Origin of the sequence: Faecalicatena fissicatena (assembly GCF_016900595.1) — a bacterium.
Lineage (GTDB): Bacteria > Bacillota > Clostridia > Lachnospirales > Lachnospiraceae > Claveliimonas > Claveliimonas intestinigallinarum.
The window spans coordinates 76,671-94,247 of the sequence record NZ_JACLYY010000009.1; the positions used below are offsets into that span (position 1 = coordinate 76,671).

16 protein-coding genes are annotated in these 17,577 nt (G+C 51.6%); 5 read left to right on the forward strand and 11 right to left on the reverse strand.

What is annotated here, in order from left to right; all coding sequences use genetic code 11:
* Nucleotides 1-98: 98 nt before the first annotated feature.
* A complete protein-coding gene (locus H7U36_RS10255; RefSeq protein WP_033126183.1) occupies nucleotides 99-320 on the reverse strand; it encodes a hypothetical protein in 222 nt (73 codons plus the stop codon).
* 475 nt (nucleotides 321-795) lie between these two features.
* Between H7U36_RS10255 and H7U36_RS10260 the strand changes: the two genes are divergently transcribed.
* Nucleotides 796-1,527: an adaptor protein MecA gene (locus H7U36_RS10260; RefSeq protein ID WP_138303663.1), complete on the forward strand. Its 732-nt coding sequence runs from the start codon at nucleotides 796-798 to the stop codon at nucleotides 1,525-1,527.
* Nucleotides 1,528-1,636: 109 nt separating this feature from the next.
* On the opposite strand, the gene H7U36_RS10265 is transcribed toward H7U36_RS10260, so the two are convergent.
* Nucleotides 1,637-1,837, reverse strand: a complete 201-nt coding sequence (locus H7U36_RS10265; RefSeq protein WP_033126123.1) for a DUF1858 domain-containing protein — start codon at nucleotides 1,835-1,837, stop codon at nucleotides 1,637-1,639.
* Nucleotides 1,838-2,387: 550 nt separating this feature from the next.
* Nucleotides 2,388-3,329, reverse strand: a complete 942-nt coding sequence (locus tag H7U36_RS10270) for a C40 family peptidase (protein ID WP_033126122.1) — start codon at nucleotides 3,327-3,329, stop codon at nucleotides 2,388-2,390.
* 305 nt (nucleotides 3,330-3,634) lie between these two features.
* Between H7U36_RS10270 and H7U36_RS10275 the strand changes: the two genes are divergently transcribed.
* The 3 genes from H7U36_RS10275 to rbr all read left to right on the forward strand — a co-directional run bounded on the left by H7U36_RS10275 (nucleotide 3,635) and on the right by rbr (nucleotide 5,358).
* Entirely contained in the window at nucleotides 3,635-4,030 is a 396-nt protein-coding gene (locus H7U36_RS10275) for a Fur family transcriptional regulator (RefSeq protein WP_033126121.1), read from the forward strand.
* Nucleotides 4,031-4,122: 92 nt separating this feature from the next.
* On the forward strand, nucleotides 4,123-4,665 hold the full coding sequence (locus H7U36_RS10280) for an NADH peroxidase (protein WP_033126120.1): 543 nt from the start codon (nucleotides 4,123-4,125) through the stop codon (nucleotides 4,663-4,665).
* Between the two features lie 156 nt (nucleotides 4,666-4,821).
* Nucleotides 4,822-5,358 carry a rubrerythrin gene (gene rbr, locus H7U36_RS10285; RefSeq protein WP_033126119.1) on the forward strand — a complete coding sequence of 179 codons (537 nt, stop codon included), beginning with the start codon at nucleotides 4,822-4,824 and terminating at the stop codon, nucleotides 5,356-5,358.
* 88 nt (nucleotides 5,359-5,446) lie between these two features.
* Here rbr and H7U36_RS10290 read toward each other — a convergent pair whose 3' ends face one another.
* Nucleotides 5,447-6,064 (reverse strand): ECF transporter S component, encoded by a 618-nt coding sequence (locus tag H7U36_RS10290; RefSeq protein WP_138303665.1) that lies wholly within the window; start codon nucleotides 6,062-6,064, stop codon nucleotides 5,447-5,449.
* A 230-nt stretch (nucleotides 6,065-6,294) separates the two neighbouring features.
* Here H7U36_RS10290 and trhA point away from each other — a divergent pair, with 230 nt between their 5' ends.
* A complete protein-coding gene (trhA, locus tag H7U36_RS10295; protein ID WP_033126181.1) occupies nucleotides 6,295-6,948 on the forward strand; it encodes a PAQR family membrane homeostasis protein TrhA in 654 nt (217 codons plus the stop codon).
* Here trhA and H7U36_RS10300 read toward each other — a convergent pair.
* The 7 genes from H7U36_RS10300 to H7U36_RS10330 all read right to left on the reverse strand — a co-directional run bounded on the left by H7U36_RS10300 (nucleotide 6,943) and on the right by H7U36_RS10330 (nucleotide 17,566).
* Nucleotides 6,943-7,254 (reverse strand): GIY-YIG nuclease family protein, encoded by a 312-nt coding sequence (locus tag H7U36_RS10300; protein ID WP_205148695.1) that lies wholly within the window; start codon nucleotides 7,252-7,254, stop codon nucleotides 6,943-6,945. The genes trhA and H7U36_RS10300 overlap by 6 nt on opposite strands.
* Nucleotides 7,255-7,415: 161 nt before the next feature.
* Nucleotides 7,416-8,216 carry a M23 family metallopeptidase gene (locus H7U36_RS10305; RefSeq protein ID WP_033126118.1) on the reverse strand — a complete coding sequence of 267 codons (801 nt, stop codon included), beginning with the start codon at nucleotides 8,214-8,216 and terminating at the stop codon, nucleotides 7,416-7,418.
* A gap of 42 nt (nucleotides 8,217-8,258) precedes the next feature.
* The gene (locus H7U36_RS10310; RefSeq protein WP_138303669.1) at nucleotides 8,259-9,155 is read right to left on the reverse strand and encodes a SpoIID/LytB domain-containing protein; all 897 of its coding nucleotides are present in this window, start codon (nucleotides 9,153-9,155) and stop codon (nucleotides 8,259-8,261) included.
* Nucleotides 9,156-9,198: 43 nt separating this feature from the next.
* Nucleotides 9,199-11,679 (reverse strand): glycogen/starch/alpha-glucan phosphorylase, encoded by a 2,481-nt coding sequence (locus H7U36_RS10315; RefSeq protein ID WP_205156098.1) that lies wholly within the window; start codon nucleotides 11,677-11,679, stop codon nucleotides 9,199-9,201.
* A 23-nt stretch (nucleotides 11,680-11,702) separates the two neighbouring features.
* Nucleotides 11,703-14,849, reverse strand: coding sequence for an isoleucine--tRNA ligase (ileS, locus tag H7U36_RS10320; protein ID WP_205156099.1), 3,147 nt, complete (start codon nucleotides 14,847-14,849; stop codon nucleotides 11,703-11,705).
* 471 nt (nucleotides 14,850-15,320) lie between these two features.
* The gene (locus H7U36_RS10325; RefSeq protein WP_205156100.1) at nucleotides 15,321-16,676 is read right to left on the reverse strand and encodes a D-alanyl-D-alanine carboxypeptidase family protein; all 1,356 of its coding nucleotides are present in this window, start codon (nucleotides 16,674-16,676) and stop codon (nucleotides 15,321-15,323) included.
* Nucleotides 16,677-16,819: 143 nt separating this feature from the next.
* On the reverse strand, nucleotides 16,820-17,566 hold the full coding sequence (locus H7U36_RS10330; protein ID WP_033126113.1) for a sulfite exporter TauE/SafE family protein: 747 nt from the start codon (nucleotides 17,564-17,566) through the stop codon (nucleotides 16,820-16,822).
* Nucleotides 17,567-17,577 lie beyond the last annotated feature (11 nt).

Below are 17,577 nucleotides of genomic sequence, written 5' to 3' on the forward strand. Positions count from 1 at the left end.
CATTATTATACCAATGTTTCCCGCACACGTCATTATATATTTCGACATTTTCAAGACTTTTGCGAGGGGTGTCCGCACTGTTCGGTCTTTTTTATTGTCTACTGTTCCTTTTCAATGTGATTGAAGTACAGCGCTTTCAGATCTCCTTTCTCGTTGAGCACATAATCCCGCATATAGCCGGAATCCTCCCGCAGCATATGCGCCTGTACAATCTGTGTCGGGCTTGCCGGTTTCCCCTCAAGTTCTATGTATACTCCCTTTTTCTCGTAGCCGCTCAGCTCCCTGAACAGCTCCTGAAATTCCTTCGTGTCCTCCGGCATAACAGCCTCCTTTTTCTGCCCGGACGAAACTTTTCCCGCCCGCCGTATAAAATGGAATATAACTAAAACATCTGAAGGCATATCTCCTTTTGGAAGTGCATGATATATCAGGATAGGCCTTCACACAGAAACCGTATTCTCTTGGGCCGCCATGCTGCCCTCTGGATCTGCTCCTGCCGAAAATCCGACCGGGCAAAAAATGATAAATCTGATTAAAATCTTTAAACTGAATAAATACTTGTCTTATCTGACTTTTTTGGAAATAAATGGTTGATAGGTTACCTGATCTTGTTCTGAAAATCCCTGATAAATAAATCTGACCTGCAGATCCATTCTAAGAATAAATGAAATGGGAATACTAATTTCTGTGACTGTATTATACACCAGCCATTATGTTGACGCAAGCTTTTTTTATTTTTATTTTATTGAACTTAACTTATCCCTTATGCTATACTGTGAAAAAGGAAGTGATATTATGAAGATTGAGAAGATCAATGACAACCAGATCCGATGCACTCTTACCCGCGCCGATCTGGCAGCCAGGCAGCTCCAGCTTAGTGAGCTGGCCTACGGAACTGAAAAAGCAAAATCACTTTTCCATGATATGATGCAACAAGCGGCATTTGAGTTTGGCTTTGAAGCGGACGATATCCCTCTTATGATAGAAGCGATCCCCGCGTCAGCCGACTCCATTGTGCTGATAATCACGAAAGTCGAGGATCCGGAGGAACTGGATACCAGATTTTCTAAATTTGCTCCCTCACCCGGAGGTGACTGGGAGTCCGCAAAAGAAAGCGCTCTTGAGAAGCTGGAGGGGGCAGAAGAACTTCTGAACCTGATCGGCAAAGTGAAGGAAAGCGTCTCCGCTCTGTCGGAGAAGCCCTCCAAGGAAACTGCCGAGGAGGAAAAGAAGCCGTCGCTCCGGTTCTTCTCCTTTGAGACCATGGACCAGGTGATCCAGGCAGCCCATCTGCTGAAATCCATCTATTTCGGTTCCAACACATTATACAAAGACCAGAAAGCAGACCTCTATATCCTTGTGCTGACACAGTCTGATCTGAAGACAAGGGATTTCAACAGGATCTGCAACATGCTCTCCGAGTATGGTTCCCTGGAGAAGGCGTCCAGCGCCTCCCTGGCCTTCCTCGAGGAGCACTGCGAGATGCTGGTGTCAGGCGACGCCGTGCAGCAGCTGGCGGAGATTTAAGACAACGATAAAACAGAAAGCCAAAATAAGAACGGGAAGCTCCGGACTATCGGACGCTTCCCGTTCTTTGCATTTAAAATATATTTCTCAGAAATACTTTTTTCAATCCCTATGCATTCGCCTTCAGAAATGCATTGATCTTCTCTACCAGTAAATCTGCGTCAATGCCATGTACCATTGCTGCCTCTTCCAGTGACTCTCCCTGTGATGCAGGGCAGCCCAGGCAGTGCATTCCGATTTCCATGAGGATCGGTGCAATGTCCATGTTGATGTTCAGCACTTCGCCGATAGTCATTTCTTTCGTTACCATCTTCTGTTACGCCTCCTTTATCTTTCGGTATTCCTTATTATATCCGCTTTGACCCATTGTGTAAACATTTAAAATTAATTTCTCGTAAATTTCTGGTTATTTATTTGTCAAGTTTTCATCCCCGTTTTTTCGACAAAAACAAATTTTTATCATTTCTCCACAAAACATCCGTTCTTTTGTTTACCATAAATAATCCACCAAAATGGGGGATTTCGATGTGGATAATGTGGATAAGTTTTCAAAAACTCCGGTTTTTCCACCTTTTTCATGTTTTTTTCTGTGGATAACTTGGATAAGTGTTTTTTCCAAATTTTTACAGCATTTTACAAATTTGTGTAAATTGCACATTATTTCGATTTTCGCAAGACGACATAATAAATTTATCCCTATGTTTATCGCCGGGCCGGGCTCATCTCGCGGCATTGCCGCTCGATGACCGTTGACCGTCGGATGCCCGCTCGTGCGAGCACGGCGGTCGCCCTCCGGGCGTATCCGCACAAAAAACCGGGCGGAACCTGTTCTGTTCCGCCCGGCCCCATGCCGTTCTTTTTCAGATGACCCGCCGCACAGTCTTGATCTGCATGCACGTGGCGGGTATGACGCCGATCCCCTTGGAGGGATTGATAGCGTTTACGATCTGTCCGTCTCCCATATAGATCCCCACATGGCCCTCGTACAGGATCAGGTCCCCGGGCATGGCCTGGTCATAGCTGACAGCCGTGCCTGCGTACTCCTGATCCCAGGTGGTCCTGGGAAGACTAATGCCAAAGTGGGCATACACGGACTGTACAAATCCGGAACAGTCCGCTCCGTCTGTCAGGCTTGTCCCTCCCCAGACGTAGGGGTTTCCGATAAACTGACAGGCGTAATCCACAATAGCCTGTCCTGTCCCCGCCTGGGAAGCCTGGACCTGGGCCGCAGCCTCGGCGGCCTGCCTTTCTGCCTCCGCCTGAGCGGCCGCTGCCTCGGCTGCCTCCCTGGCGATCCTCTCCTCTTCCTCCTGCCTGGAGACCGCGTAGTGAAAGGCGCTCTCTTCGCTCTGGCCCTCGGAAGACTGTATCAGCTCCTGGGCTTTCTGCTGTGCGTTATTTCCTATTATAATATACTGCGTGTACACATAGCCTGTGACGGATCCGCTCTCGATCTGCGTCCACTCGCCTACAGGGCCTGTGATCTTCGCCGCATAATCCGTGTACAGCTTTCCAACCCATTCGCTCTCTGTTGTTGGTTCGCTCCGCACAAACAGAAATGTGTCTGTGTCCACGTTCGCGAACGCCATATTTGAATACTCACCCTTTTCACTCGGCACAAGATAACTCTCCACGTCTATATCGCTGTCCGCTGCGCGGCAGTCATCCAGCACCGCCTCAATTCCCACTCCGGGCAGGGACATCTCCACATGATCGTCAGACGCCTCCGCCGTCTCCCCGGAAATTGAGATTACTCCAGTTAAAGTAACGATGAACAATCCTCTTTTAAAAGAAGAATTCATAAACAGCCTCCTAACTTCTTGTTTATGTTTTCTTATCTTTTGTAAATATTACAGAATTGTTACAAATGTTACGGTAAAATTATAACAACGTAAAACAGCTTTGTCAACACAATACCCCCGGATTTTAAGCGTCATATTATTATGTTTTTCTTAATTTGCCATTATTTTCCTGTCGATAAATGTTACAAATTGTTACATTCAAATTTCCCGGTTGACTTTTTGCTCAGAGCTGCTATAATCAAATTACAGTAATCATTATTATTATTGGTTATTGTTTTCATCTTAAAAAGGAAGGAGGCTGGCATATGGCAACTCTGAAATACAGCCGGCAGAGGGAGGCTATCAAGGAATTTCTTGCAGGCACAAAAGAACATCCTACCGCTGACACTGTCTACATGCATGTGCGCGAAGAATTTCCCCGCATCAGTCTGGGAACTGTCTACCGCAATCTGAACCTACTCGCCGACATCGGAGAGATCACGAAGATCACTACACCGGACGGCGGCGACCGATTTGACGCAGTGACCAGTCCACATTACCATGTAATATGTACCTCCTGCGGCAGGGTGATAGATTTGGAGATGGACCCGCTGGATACCATTGACAAACTGGCCGAAAAGTGTTTTGATGGGTGTATAGACCACCACACGGCTCTGTTCTACGGAACATGCGGTGATTGTTTGAAAAAGAATACAAAATAGGTATTGACAATCAGCGCGCAAAGGTGTAATTTAATATTAGTAATTGTTACTAATATTAAAAATATAAAAATAAAGAAAGGAAGTAGAAGATCATGAAAAAATTTGTTTGTACAGTATGTGGCTATGTTTACGAGGGAGAGGCAGCTCCGGCTGAGTGTCCAGTCTGTCATGCACCTGCTGAGAAGTTCAAAGAGCAGACAGGCGACAGAGAGTGGGCTGCTGAGCACGTTGTAGGCGTTGCACAGGGCGTAAGCGAGGACATCCTTGCAGATCTGCGCGCTAACTTCGAGGGAGAGTGCTCTGAGGTTGGTATGTACCTGGCAATGGCAAGAGTTGCTCACAGAGAGGGCTATCCGGAGATCGGCCTGTACTGGGAGAAGGCTGCTTACGAAGAGGCAGAGCATGCTGCTAAGTTCGCTGAGCTGCTTGGCGAGGTTGTTACTGACAGCACAAAGAAGAACCTTGAAATGCGCGTAGAGGCCGAGAACGGCGCTACAGCTGGAAAATTTGATCTTGCAAAACGTGCGAAGGCTGCCAACCTTGACGCAATCCATGACACAGTTCACGAGATGGCAAGAGACGAGGCTCGTCATGGAAAAGCATTTGAGGGACTCCTCAAGAGATACTTTGGCTAAGATCGGTCGGTCAATACAGTCAAATATACTTGTCGTCAACGACATACGCTTAAACAGAGGCTTGCAGGATGACAGTTCTGCAGGCCTCCTTTTACATTTATAGCATGGTTTTACTATATTCCAAAATATATTCACAAAGCAAAGGAGGAAGAAAATATGTCCAAGTACGCAGGAACAAAAACAGAGAAGAACCTTATGGAGGCATTTTCAGGCGAATCCCAGGCACGCAACAAATACACCTACTATGCCAGTGCCGCACGGAAGGCCGGCTTTGTACAGATGGCCAACATTTTTGAGGAGACTGCCAACCAGGAGAAGGAGCACGCAAAAATGTGGTTCAAGGAGTTCCACGGCATCGGTGACACTGCCGAGAACTTAAAGGACGCCGCTGAGGGCGAGAACTACGAGTGGACAGACATGTACAAGCGCATGGCCCAGGAGGCAAGGGAAGAAGGCTTTGAAGAGTTGGCTCAGAAATTCGAGGGCGTGGCCAGAGTGGAGGCCGCTCACGAGGCCCGCTACAAGAGGCTCCTGGAGCACTATCTGGACGGAACTACCTTCAAGGGCGAGGCTCCTCTTGGATGGAAATGCGGAAACTGCGGCTTCATCTACTACGGTGAGGAGGCGCCGGAGGTATGCCCGGTATGCAATCATCCCAAGGCTTACTTCGAGAGAAAGGCTGAGAACTACTAAAAGCAAAATACAAACGCAAAAAAGGGCGGCTGTCCGGAGATCCTGTTTCCCCGGGCAGCCGCCCTTCTGGCCTTCTGTCCTGTATCAGCTACTGCGCCATGGGCCTTGTGTGCCCTGTCGGCCCTGTCAGAAGGCCGCTCCGAAGGAGAATGGGACGCACCGCATTGTACAGGAAGCTCACCAGCACTGTGGAGACAATGGCATTTACAAATGTGGTCGCTGTGCTCCACTTTGCCAGCACCTCTGCCATCTGCTGGGGCTGGCCCAGAATGTACATCTTATAGAAATATCCCACCACCGGGTCTGCCACCACGTTGAAGGCAAGCCCCGCGATTGCCGCGATGGTGCTCCACTTTGCCACGTAGGCCCTGTCGCTGCTCTCGTTGATCTTCGCGATCCTGTGGGCCACCAGGCCAGTGATAAGTCCGATACAGAGCTTCAGAAAGAAGGTCTTGGGCGCACCGGTGATGTAGATGGGATCCATGACATCCGCAATGCCCATCCCGATGGCTCCCGCCAGTCCGCCGTACCATCCGCCCAGAAGGAGTGCGCCCAGCACACAGAAGGCATTTCCTATGTGGAGGGAGGTGGCATCTCCTCCCGGCATGGGGATCTTTATCTGAAGATAGGTAAATGACACATAGCACAGGGCGGCCAGTATGGCCGTCTGGGCAAGCTTCATGACGGTCTGATTTCTCTGTTCCATACGATTACTTCCTTTCCTATATCGTATGTCTATGATAGCACCGCTCTGGTTCTGTATAAACATCCAGTTTTGTTTTTTTTGACCATACCAGTTTTAAAATTAAGAAAAAATTTTCTATTCCTTCTGTTGCTTTTTTCATATGAAGGGGTATAATAGATATAAACATATAATGTAGTTTTGAAAACCGCTTTCAATAATATTCATTTCTAGGAGGTACGGTTATGACACAGATGATTAAGACACATGTAAAAGATCCTGGAAGCGCAATCACACACTTCATCGGCATGCTGATGGCTATTTTCGCGGCAGTTCCGCTTCTCATCAAGGCGATGCACGAGCCCAGCAGAATTTATGTGATATCCATAGCGGTCTACGCGGTAAGTCTGATCCTTCTCTACGCGGCCAGCACCACCTACCACACATTCGACCGCTCCAAAAAGGTGAACACAATACTGAAAAAGATAGATCACATGATGATCTTTGTACTCATAGCGGGAAGCTACACGCCCATCTGTCTTCTGGTCCTTCGGAACCGGACCGGCATCATTCTCCTCTCCATCGTGTGGGGGATCGCCATCCTGGGCATTGTGCTGAAGGCCTTCTGGGTGTACTGCCCCAAATGGGTGTCCTCCGTCCTGTACATCGGTATGGGCTGGACCTGCGTGCTGGCTTTTACACAGATCCTTAACTCCATGTCGCCGGCGGCCTTTGGATGGCTTCTGGCAGGGGGCATCATCTACACTATAGGCGGGGTCATCTACGCGCTGAAGCTCCCCATCTTTAACGGAAAGCACAAGTACTTCGGAAGCCACGAGATCTTCCACCTCTTTGTGATGGCCGGAAGCGCCTGCCACTTTGTAGTCATGTACGCTTTCGTGTTATAAGCTCTCTCTTATGAGCATTTCCTTCTCACTCCTGGTCATATGCTTGATCTCGTACTCACGCCGCATGGCCTCCTCCTTCGTCCCAAAGGCTTCACAGTGGACGAGGGTGACGGGCCGGCGGCTCTTTGTATATTTGGCTCCTTTTCCCTCGTTGTGGACCCTGATCCTCTTTTTCAGGTCGTTGGTCCACCCCGTGTAGAGGCTGCCGTCTCTGCATTTCACAATGTATGTATAATTGTTTTTTCCCTTTTTATCCACGGGCTTTTCCACATTATCCACAGAGTTATCCACCTTTTCCACATTCATTACACAAATTATCCCCATATTGCGACAGCATTTTCCATGGAGCCGCCTTTTTTTCCACTGCTTTTTATTATAATGGAAGCAGTGCTTTTCTGGCAAGGCGTAAAAAAAGGGGCGCTCCCTTGCGTCCCTTTTTCCTGCCTGCCGGACATCTCAATCAGCCCTTAGTCAGCCATGTAGTCCATGGGATTGACCGGCTGCCCGTCCTTCCTCATCTCAAAGTACACGTTACAGCCCTCCACGCTGTAGTACTTGGTCGGCTGTGCCACATAGCCGATGACTGTCTTCGCCTCCACGTAGTCCCCTGTGCTGACCGTCACATCCTTGAGCTGGCCGTAGAACAGCTCGTAGCCGTTCCCGATGTCGATATTGACCGTTGTACCTGTCTGGGCGTTCTCATCGATGGATTTTACGATCCCTGTAGTGGAGCTGATCACCTGATCGCCCTCCGCCCCGGAAATGATCAGCGCCGGATTATACTTGTACTGATCCAGGGTGGAAAAATAGACCGTCTTGTCCATACTGTAGTTCATGATCACGTTGCCGTCCACAGGCCACAGCAGGATACTCTCACCGTTAAAGCTCACGTTCCCGGCACTGCCCGCTGTCTGGGAAGAGGCTGAAGCCCCGGAGGCTGTTCCCTGGGAAGTGCCTGCCCCGCCGGTCTGGCCCTCCGCTGCCTCACCTGCGGCTCCTTGTGCCGCGCTGCCCTGGTCCTCTCCTGCGGCCGCCCCGTCTGCCGGATCCTCCTCTGTGTTGATGACCAGGCTGCTGCCCGCCTCCTCCTGGCTCTCCTTCTCCTTTGTATCCGCATTTTCCTCCGCCAGCGCCTGCTCCTGCTGCTTTGCCTCCTGATAGTTCCGAAGTGTATATGTTCCCACCATGACCGCGGCAGCCACAAAGCACACAGCGAGGGTAATGCCTGCTCCTCTTCTGGATTTTGAGGGCTTCTGTCTCTTATTCATATTCATCACCTCTGGCTATATTTTTGCCAGAAGCAGGGTGCATTATTCTGTATCCTGGGAATTTGTAACGATTTCTGCCACCTCCCGGATCTCGGTTCCCTCAAAAAAGTACTGCAGGATTTCCGCTGCGTCTTTCCCCTCTTTTGCCATCTCGTTTGCGGTGTACTGGGACAGCCCAAGGCCATGGCCCACCCCTCTTGTGGTAATTCGCAGCTTGCCATCGTACTTCTGCAGAATAAAACAGCTGGAGGCCAGGCCGTAGGTCTGCCGGAACTCCTCTCCGTTCACCGTCTCCTGCCCCACCCGCACTGAGGTCACATATCCCGCCGTGTCCATGGCCGTCACCTCTGCGTCCATGTCGTCCACAGTCACTGTCTGAATCTGCTCAGGAGATTCTATATCAAGCGGACAATCCTTGATCTTCAGGTAGGGGTAATCCCCGCTCCCCAGAACCTCGCTGCCATCCCGGGTGTTTCCGTTGGTCAGCCTGGTAAATGGCGTGTTGGCCAGATCCTCCCCGTACATGACAACTTGTCCCTCCGTGTCATCCCATGCCTCCTCCATCTTCCTGTGGTATCCGGAGTATCTGCTGTCCCCCCACTGCTGCCTCATCTCCTCCTCTGTCCAGAAATCGTCCTCCAGAAGAACCTGGGTTCCGCCCTCCTTTATACTCTTATAGACAGAGGTGCGCACCAGCACTGCCTGGGCTTTCAGGGCCTCCTCCTCGTAGTCCGCGGGTATCTCCTTTGCCATACGGCCGATGCAGTACTCGTCCAGCGGCAGCTCCAGCTCTGTGTCGTCCTTTTTCACCTTCACACAGGTGGTTTTCACGGCCGTGTCCGCCGGGATGGCCGGGCCGTTCATGAAGACGGTGACTATATAGGGAAGCAGCACGATAATGATGATGTAGCAGCCGATTTTTTTCAGTCTGTTGCGCATAAAAAACCCTCCCATACAGTAGTGTATGAGAGGGTTTGTCTGTTTATTCTTCTTCTGTCTCCACTTCCACTTTGATCTTGTCAAGATGCCAGATGTCATCCACATATTCCTGGATGGTTCTGTCGGAGGTGAATTTGCCGCAGCAGGCTGTGTTGAGAAGAGCCTTCTTTGCCCAGCCCTCTGTGTCCTTGTAGGCCTCCTCCACCTTCTTCTGGGCCTCCGCGTAGGAGCGGAAATCCTTCAGGATAAAATACATATCCGCCCGGCTGCCGCCCTGGTTTGTGAGAAGGGAATTGTACAGGTCGCGGTACATCTCCGTGTCGCCGTTTGAGTAGGTGCCGTCCACCAGCTGATCCACCACCTTGTGGATATCCTGGTCATTGTGATAGATATCCTGGGGATGATAGCCGCCGTAGTTCTCGTAGTTGATAACCTCCTCAGAGCTCAGTCCGAAGATGAAGGCGTTCTCCGCGCCCACTTCCTCCACGATCTCCACGTTAGCGCCGTCCATAGTTCCCAGCGTGGGGGCTCCGTTCAGCATAAACTTCATGTTTCCGGTTCCGGAAGCCTCCTTGGAGGCTGTGGAAATCTGCTCGCTGACGTCCGCCGCCGCGAAGATGATCTCCGCGTTGGACACGCGGTAGTCCTCGATAAATACAACCTTCAGCTTTCCGTTGATGCTGCGGTCATTGTTCACCACGTCTCCCACGGAGTTGATCAGCTTGATGATCTCCTTGGCCCGGATGTATCCCGCGGAAGCCTTTGCGCCGAAGATAAAGGTCCTTGGATAGAAGGACATCTCCGGGTGCTCCTTGATCTGGTTGTACAGGTACATCACATGGAGGATATTGAGAAGCTGTCTCTTGTACTCGTGGAGACGCTTCACCTGCACGTCAAAGATGGACCGGGGATCCACCTCAATGCCGTTGTGTTTTAAAATGTAGGCCGCGAGGCGCTCTTTGTTCCTGTACTTGATGTCCATGAACTCAGCCAGCGCCTTCGGATCATCCGCGTATTTCTTTAATCCGGACATAAGAGACAGGTCTGTGATCCAGTTCTTTGTGCCCAGCTTCTCTGTTACCCAGTCTGCCAGAAGCGGATTGCCATGCATCAGGAAGCGCCTCTGGGTGATGCCGTTTGTCTTGTTGTTGAACTTCTCCGGCATCATCTCGTAGAAATCCTTCAGCTCCTGGTGCTTCAGGATCTCTGTATGGAGCCTTGCAACGCCATTTACAGAGAAGCCCGCCACGATGGCCAGATGTGCCATGCGCACCTGCCCGTTGTAGAGAATGGCCATCTTCCTGACCTTCTCCTCATTGCCCGGATACATCTCTCTCACCTGGATGAGGAAACGGCGGTCAATCTCCTGGATGATCTGGTACACTCTCGGGAGCAGCTTGGAGAACAGGTCAATGGGCCATTTCTCCAGGGCTTCCGCCATGATGGTGTGGTTCGTGTAGGCGCAGCAGTGGGTGGTGATATCCCAGGCCTCGTTCCAGCCCAGCCCCTCCTCATCCAGAAGGATGCGCATAAGCTCTGCCACCGCCACTGTTGGATGGGTGTCGTTCATCTGGAAGACCACCTTCTCCGGCAGCTTGTGCAGGTCATCGTGTGACTTTTTATACTTCGAGATAGCCGCCTGGATGCTGGCTGACACGAAGAAATACTGCTGCTTCAGTCGGAGCTCTTTTCCAGCGTAGTGGTTGTCATTGGGATAGAGCACCTCCACGATGGTCTTTGCCAGGTTCTCCTGCTCCACTGCCTTGTGGTAGTCGCCCCTGTCAAAGGAGTCCAGCTGGAAGTTGGTAATAGCCTGGGCATCCCAGATTCTGAGGGTATTTACATGATGGTTGCCGTAGCCCACGACAGGCATATCGTAGGGGATAGCCAGGACTGACTCATAGTTCTCCTGGACGAATTTTGTCCGGTTCGTGGCGTCATCGTACTCTACGCGGATGTTTCCGCCAAATCGGACTTCCTTTGCGTACTCCTCCCGGCGCAGCTCAAAGGGATTGCCCTCCTTGAGCCAATCGTCCGGCGTCTCTACCTGATAGCCGTTCTCGATCTTCTGCTTGAACATGCCGTAGCGGTAGCGGATGCCGCAGCCGTAGGCTGCGTATCCAAGGGTTGCCAGGGAGTCCAGAAAGCAGGCTGCCAGGCGTCCCAGACCGCCATTGCCGAGGGCCGGATCCGGCTCCTGATCCTCGATGGCATTGAGGTCAATGCCCATCTCGTCCAGAGCCTCCTTTACCTCCCGGTAGGCTGTCATATTGATCAGGTTATTCCCCAGGGCCCTGCCCATGAGGAACTCCATAGACATATAGTAAACTGTCTTCGGGTCATCCTTCTTGAACTGGTCCTGTGTGGCGATCCAGTCGTCGATGATGACCTCCTTTACCGCGTAGGACACAGCCTGAAAGAGCTGCTGTGGCGTGGCCTCGTCGATGGTCTTGCGGTAGAGGGTCTTTACATTGTGTTCTACTTCCTTCTTAAAAGCCTTTTTTTCAAATCTGGGATTATACATTTTTCCATTCCTTTCTTAGAGCCTTATCTTTCGACACCGATGGTCACTTTCTCGCCGTTGATCTTCCACTCCTTCACATAGCCTGCAGGCTCGGCTTTCTCAACGGAGAGGGCAAGTGTCTCGCTTCCAATCTCCTCCCTGTGGTCAGCGAACACCTTCTCGGCTTTCTCGCTTCCCTGATAGGTGATATGGATCTTGTCGGTCACTTCGAAATCGGCCTCTTTTCTCATGGTCTGTACTTTGCTGATGATCTCGCGGACAAATCCTTCCTCAAGAAGCTCCGGTGTCAGATTTGTATCCAGCACAACGGTGATGCCATTGTTGTCCTCAGACACATAGCCCTCCATCTGTGCTGTGTCGATCAGAAGATCCTCCTTGAACAGAGTGATCTCCTGTCCGTTTACATCCAGCTTTAATGCTCCTGTGGCATTTACCTCGTCCATGGCCGCGTTTCCGTCGACCGCGTCCAGGGCCGCCTTGATGCCACCTAACATTTTACCATATTTTGGCCCAACTGTCTTTAACTGTGGTTTAAATGTATATGAAGTAAAGGCACGCACATCGTCTGTAAAGGTCAGCTTCTTCACATTCAGCTCATCTTTGATGATATCCTGGTAAAACTCCGGAAGCTGCGCACTGCTCTTTACGAACATCTGGCCGATGGGCTGGCGGTTCTTGATGTTGGCTGTATTTCTGCATGCACGGCCCATAACGACCACCTTCAGCACCTCGTCCATATTGGCCTCCAGCTCCTTGTCGATCCACTCTTCCTTTACTGTCGGGAAGTCGCACAGGTGGATGCTCTCCGGTGCGGAGGGATCGATGCTGCGGACAAGGTTCTGATAGATCTCCTCTGTCATGAAGGGGATCATGGGCGCTGCTGTCTTGCAGAATGTAACAAGAGCTGTGTACAGCGTCATGTAGGCATTGATCTTATCCTGGGGCATTCCCTTTGCCCAGAAGCGCTCACGGCTCCTTCTCACGTACCAGTTGCTCATGTCATCCACGAAATCCTGGAGCGCTCTGGCAGCCTCGGGGATCCTGTAATTGCCAAGGTGATCGTCCACCTCTTTCACCAGTGTGTTCATCTTGGACAGGAGCCATTTGTCCATGACAGGCAGCTTGTCGTAGTCCAATGTATATTTTGTTGCGTCAAACTCGTCAATATTCGCGTAGAGCACAAAGAACGCGTAGGTGTTCCAGAGAGTGCCCATGAACTTGCGCTGTCCCTCCACAACGGCTTTGCCGTGGAAGCGGTTAGGCAGCCAGGGAGCGCTGTTCACGTAGAAGTACCAGCGGATGGCATCCGCGCCGTATTTCTCCAGAGCGTCGAAGGGATCCACCGCATTGCCCTTGGACTTGCTCATCTTCTGGCCGTTCTCATCCTGCACATGTCCCAGGACGATTACATTTTTGTAGGGCGCCTTGTTGAAGATCAGGGTGGACACTGCCAGCAGGGAGTAGAACCAGCCTCTTGTCTGATCCACAGCCTCGGAGATAAAATCTGCCGGGAACTGCTGCTCAAAGAGCTCCTGATTTTCAAACGGATAGTGGTGCTGCGCAAAGGGCATGGAGCCTGAGTCGAACCAGCAGTCGATAACCTCCGGCACACGGTGCATCTCCTTGCCGCACTTGGGGCACTTAATGGTCACATCATCGATGTAGGGGCGGTGCAGCTCGATGTCGTCCGGGCAGTTGTCGGACATGGATTTCAGTTCTTCGATGCTGCCGATGGAGTGCTGGTGTCCGCACTCGCACTCCCAGATATTTAACGGAGTTCCCCAGTAGCGGTTCCGGCTGATGCCCCAGTCCTGGACATTTTCCAGCCAGTCGCCGAAACGGCCTTTGCCGATGCTCTCCGGGATCCAGTTGATGGTGTTGTTGTTGGCGATGAGCTCGTCCTTCACAGCCGTCATCTTGATAAACCAGGACTCGCGAGCGTAGTAGATGAGCGGTGTGTCGCATCTCCAGCAGTGGGGATAGCTGTGCTCAAATTTGGGTGCGTCGAAGAGAAGTCCTCTTGCGTCCAGATCCTTCAATACCTCCGGGTCCGCCTTCTTGACAAACAGGCCGGCAAAGGGTGTGGTCTCGCCCATATTTCCCTTTTCATCTACCAGCTGCACAAAGGGCATGTCGTACTTGCGGCCCACCTTGGCGTCGTCCTCACCAAAGGCAGGGGCGATGTGAACCACGCCGGTACCGTCTGTCAGGGTTACGTAGCTGTCGCATGTCACGAAGAATGCTTTCTTGTTCTGCTTTGCAGCGCAGTCGTAGGCGCACTGATACAGGGGCTCGTACTCCTTGTACTCCAGCTCTTTTCCCTTGTAGGTCTCCAGCACCTCGTAGGCCGGCTGTCCCTCTGTGGCCAGCCTTCCAAGGACTGTGTCCAGCAGGGCCTGCGCCATGTAGTACACATAGCCGTCCGCGGCCTTTACCTTTGCGTAGTCCTCGTCCGGGTTCACACAGAGGCCGATGTTGGAGGGCAGTGTCCAGGGCGTGGTGGTCCATGCCAGGAAGTAAGCGTCCTCGTCCTTCACCTTAAAGCGGACAATGGCGGAGCGCTCCTTTACATCCTTGTAGCCCTGCGCCACCTCCTGGGCGGACAGAGGCGTGCCGCAGCGGGGGCAGTAGGGAACGATCTTGAAGCCCTTGTAGAGAAGGCCCTTGTCCCAGATTTTCTTCAGCGCCCACCACTCGGACTCGATGAAATCATTGTCATAGGTAACGTAAGGATGCTCCATATCTGCCCAGAAGCCGACTGTGTTGGAGAAATCCTCCCACATGCCCTTGTACTTCCAGACGCTCTCCTTACATTTGTTGATAAATGGCTCCAGGCCGTACTCCTCGATCTGATCCTTGCCGTCCAGGCCGAGAGACTTCTCCACCTCCAGCTCCACCGGCAGGCCGTGGGTGTCCCATCCGGCCTTCCTTGGCACCATATATCCCTTCATAGTCCGGTATCTTGGGATCATGTCCTTGATGACACGGGTCAGCACGTGGCCGATGTGGGGCTTGCCGTTGGCTGTCGGCGGCCCGTCGTAGAAGGTGTAGGTCTCGCCCTCCTTCCTGTTATCCATACTCTTCTCAAAAATGTGATTGTCTTCCCAGAACTTCTCAACCTCTTTCTCGCGGTCCACAAAGTTCAGGTCTGTTGGAACTTTCTTGTACATGGCTTCCTCCTTGTGAAAATGTTAACAGGGGACGTAATACTTTTAAAAAGTATTACGTCTGAACTTACACTAACTCCTGTGTTATTGTGTATATTGTTTGGAACATTTATGAAAAAAAAGACCTCCACCCGATTAGGATGAAAGTCGTATTCCCTCATTTATAAACCACCTAACATACTATCATATGCCTTCCGGTAACGGCGGACTCCGTCAGCTCTTACTCATACTCTTTTCGGAAGCTGCGACTCTGAAGTGATGTTCAGGCACACCCTACTTGTACCGGCCTCACACCGCCGCCGGCTCGCTTTGACGTTCCCGCATGCCCTACTGTCTTCGTCACGGTCTTTCTCATATGGTTTTCTAAGACTATTACTTTTTACACGGTAAAAATTATAATAGGAAACCCCTGATAAGTCAAGGGTTTCCCTTTTATTTTCGACATTCTGCGTTATATTCCCGGCCAGTCCTCTGTCAGGGTCTTCGCCTGCGTCTCCTGCGCCTCTGCCGCCTGCACCAGGTAGTAAAGAGGATAAGCACAGCCAGGATCAGGATAATGACTGCCGCCACGACCATAAGGATCTTCCACACGCTGATTCCCCCGGCCTCTTCCTCCTGCGCCTCCGCCTCCTGGAAGGAGGCGTTTTTGTTCACCTGAACCTTGATCCGGCCCACCGGGTTGTCCTCATAGGTGTAGTCCAGGAACGACGTGCTGTTTCCCCCCGTGACCTGTTCCAGCTTTGCATCCAGGCTGGACAGCTTAAACCCGGATGGGATGGTGACATTGGCTGAGTCCAGTATCTTTTCTATGGCCTCATTGTCACCCGCGTCAATAGAAGCGTGCTGAAAATTGTTAAATCCGTACTCCAGAAGCGCCGTTGTGTCAGAGTAGACATGCCCCGGGAACACCTTCAAGGTGACGCAGACAAGCTTCATGTTTCCATTGTCCGCCATGGTCACCAGAGTATTGTTCGCCTCGGTCGTGTAGCCCGTCTTTCCTCCCACCGCGTACTCATAGTAATCGCTGTAGCCCGGCACCAGCATCTCATGCTTCTGCTGGAAAATATGTTCCTCTGTGGTGGCAGATGCCGGTATGGTATAGTTTGCCGTCTGGCAGATGGTAAAAAACTCCGGATAGTTAAACAGCTCTTTTGCGATCAGCGCCATATCCCTTGCGCAGGTATAGTGATTTTCGTCCTGCACGCCGTTTGTGTTGACAAAGTTGGAATTGGTTCCCCCCAGCTCTTCCACCTTGCGGTTCATCTCATCTATAAACCACTGGTAGTCCTCTCCCTGGGTCTTCGCCACCGTCTCTCCCACCGCGTAGGCTACTTCATTGGACGAGGCCAGGAGCATAGCGTAGAGGGCCTGCTCCATGGAGATGACATTTCCCTCCTTCAGGCCGATGGAGGCATAGCCGCTCCCTAAGCAGGTCAGGCTTTCCGCCGTGATCACCACGTCCTCCGTCATATCACAGTATTCAAAGGCCAGCAGGGCAGTCAAAAGCTTGGTGATGCTGGCCGGGTACTCCTGCTGATCAATATTCTTTCCATATAATACAGCCCCTGTCTCTGCGTCCATCACAATTCCCGCGTCACCGTAAATGCCGGGTCCCTGGGGCCACTCCTTCAGATGGTTTGTCTGTACCTCCTGCTTGTAGGTGTCCTCCAGCTGCTTCTGATAGGGATCCTTCCCCTCTTCGGCCTGAGCTCCGTCCTGGGGCTGAGCTGTGTCCGCCGGGGCAGTGGCGCAGGCTGTATGCGGCACTGCTGTTATAGCGATCATTACTGACATGAGCAGACAGCCCGCTGTCCGTAAACCTTTTTTCATCTTCAACAGTCTCCTAAAAGAATTTGCGTCTATTATTATAGGCTATTTTTTCTTTTTCTACAACCAGAAAAACAGCCCATCCCGTATTTGCCGCTTACTCCAATACGACAGAAAACCTTTCTCCGTCCCCGCCGGAAATCCGCTTACCCGGTGATCAGCTTAAAAACCGCGATACATACAGAAAATACGGCTACGCCCTTTTTTAGAGGCTCCGGCTTCAGGAAGGAGGTATTTCTGCTTCCCGCCCAGACCCCGGCGCCGTGGCTGATCATGGAGACCGCCAGGAGGGAAAGAAAGGTTCCCGGATCACACTGGAGGCTGTATCCGATGCAGGAGGGAATGGCGATGAAAATAGAGTTAAAAAGAGCCACACCCACCGCGGTCTTCACAGGCACGCCCAGCACTACCAGCAGAGGCATCACAAGAATGGGACCTCCCGCACCGGAGAGAGCGCACAGGGCTCCGGTCACAAGTCCAAAGGCGACCATTCCCCACGCCGGAAGCTTTTCCCTCCCCCCTGTCTTCCTGTCCCTGTCCTTTCGAAGCAGAATGGAGATGCCGGAGGCCAGCACTACGAGGTAGAGGATCCTCTTGACCAACGACTCGTCCATCAGAAGGTTCAGCCAGACGCCAAGAGACGCCCCTATAAGGCTCCCGGCGCTGATCAGAAGTCCCAGCCTGACATCCAGATTTTTCGCTCTGTGATAATTCCACGCTCCCAGCACGCCGGAGATGAGGAAAGCAAAAAAGCTGAGCGCCATCCCCTGGGCCGCCGGCATGCCCATGAACCCGGAGTACAGCATGGGCAGGAGAAATCCGGCAATTCCTGTCAGCCCGATCATACCTCCCACCAGAAGATTTGCAAGAATAACGATCAAATATTCCACCATTAGGTCTGTAT

Excerpts from the sequence above, each read along its gene's own strand:
- H7U36_RS10255 (WP_033126183.1), bottom strand. The coding sequence starts at position 320 with ATGCCGGAGGACACGAAGGAATTTCAGGAGCTGTTCAGGGAGCTGAGC.
- H7U36_RS10260 (WP_138303663.1), top strand. The coding sequence starts at position 796 with ATGAAGATTGAGAAGATCAATGACAACCAGATCCGATGCACTCTTACC.
- H7U36_RS10265 (WP_033126123.1), bottom strand. The coding sequence starts at position 1,837 with ATGGTAACGAAAGAAATGACTATCGGCGAAGTGCTGAACATCAACATG.
- H7U36_RS10270 (WP_033126122.1), bottom strand. The coding sequence starts at position 3,329 with ATGAATTCTTCTTTTAAAAGAGGATTGTTCATCGTTACTTTAACTGGA.
- H7U36_RS10275 (WP_033126121.1), top strand. The coding sequence starts at position 3,635 with ATGGCAACTCTGAAATACAGCCGGCAGAGGGAGGCTATCAAGGAATTT.
- H7U36_RS10280 (WP_033126120.1), top strand. The coding sequence starts at position 4,123 with ATGAAAAAATTTGTTTGTACAGTATGTGGCTATGTTTACGAGGGAGAG.
- rbr (WP_033126119.1), top strand. The coding sequence starts at position 4,822 with ATGTCCAAGTACGCAGGAACAAAAACAGAGAAGAACCTTATGGAGGCA.
- H7U36_RS10290 (WP_138303665.1), bottom strand. The coding sequence starts at position 6,064 with ATGGAACAGAGAAATCAGACCGTCATGAAGCTTGCCCAGACGGCCATA.
- trhA (WP_033126181.1), top strand. The coding sequence starts at position 6,295 with ATGATTAAGACACATGTAAAAGATCCTGGAAGCGCAATCACACACTTC.
- H7U36_RS10300 (WP_205148695.1), bottom strand. The coding sequence starts at position 7,254 with ATGAATGTGGAAAAGGTGGATAACTCTGTGGATAATGTGGAAAAGCCC.
- H7U36_RS10305 (WP_033126118.1), bottom strand. The coding sequence starts at position 8,216 with ATGAATAAGAGACAGAAGCCCTCAAAATCCAGAAGAGGAGCAGGCATT.
- H7U36_RS10310 (WP_138303669.1), bottom strand. The coding sequence starts at position 9,155 with ATGCGCAACAGACTGAAAAAAATCGGCTGCTACATCATCATTATCGTG.
- H7U36_RS10315 (WP_205156098.1), bottom strand. The coding sequence starts at position 11,679 with ATGTATAATCCCAGATTTGAAAAAAAGGCTTTTAAGAAGGAAGTAGAA.
- ileS (WP_205156099.1), bottom strand. The coding sequence starts at position 14,849 with ATGTACAAGAAAGTTCCAACAGACCTGAACTTTGTGGACCGCGAGAAA.
- H7U36_RS10325 (WP_205156100.1), bottom strand. The coding sequence starts at position 16,676 with ATGAAAAAAGGTTTACGGACAGCGGGCTGTCTGCTCATGTCAGTAATG.
- H7U36_RS10330 (WP_033126113.1), bottom strand. The coding sequence starts at position 17,566 with ATGGTGGAATATTTGATCGTTATTCTTGCAAATCTTCTGGTGGGAGGT.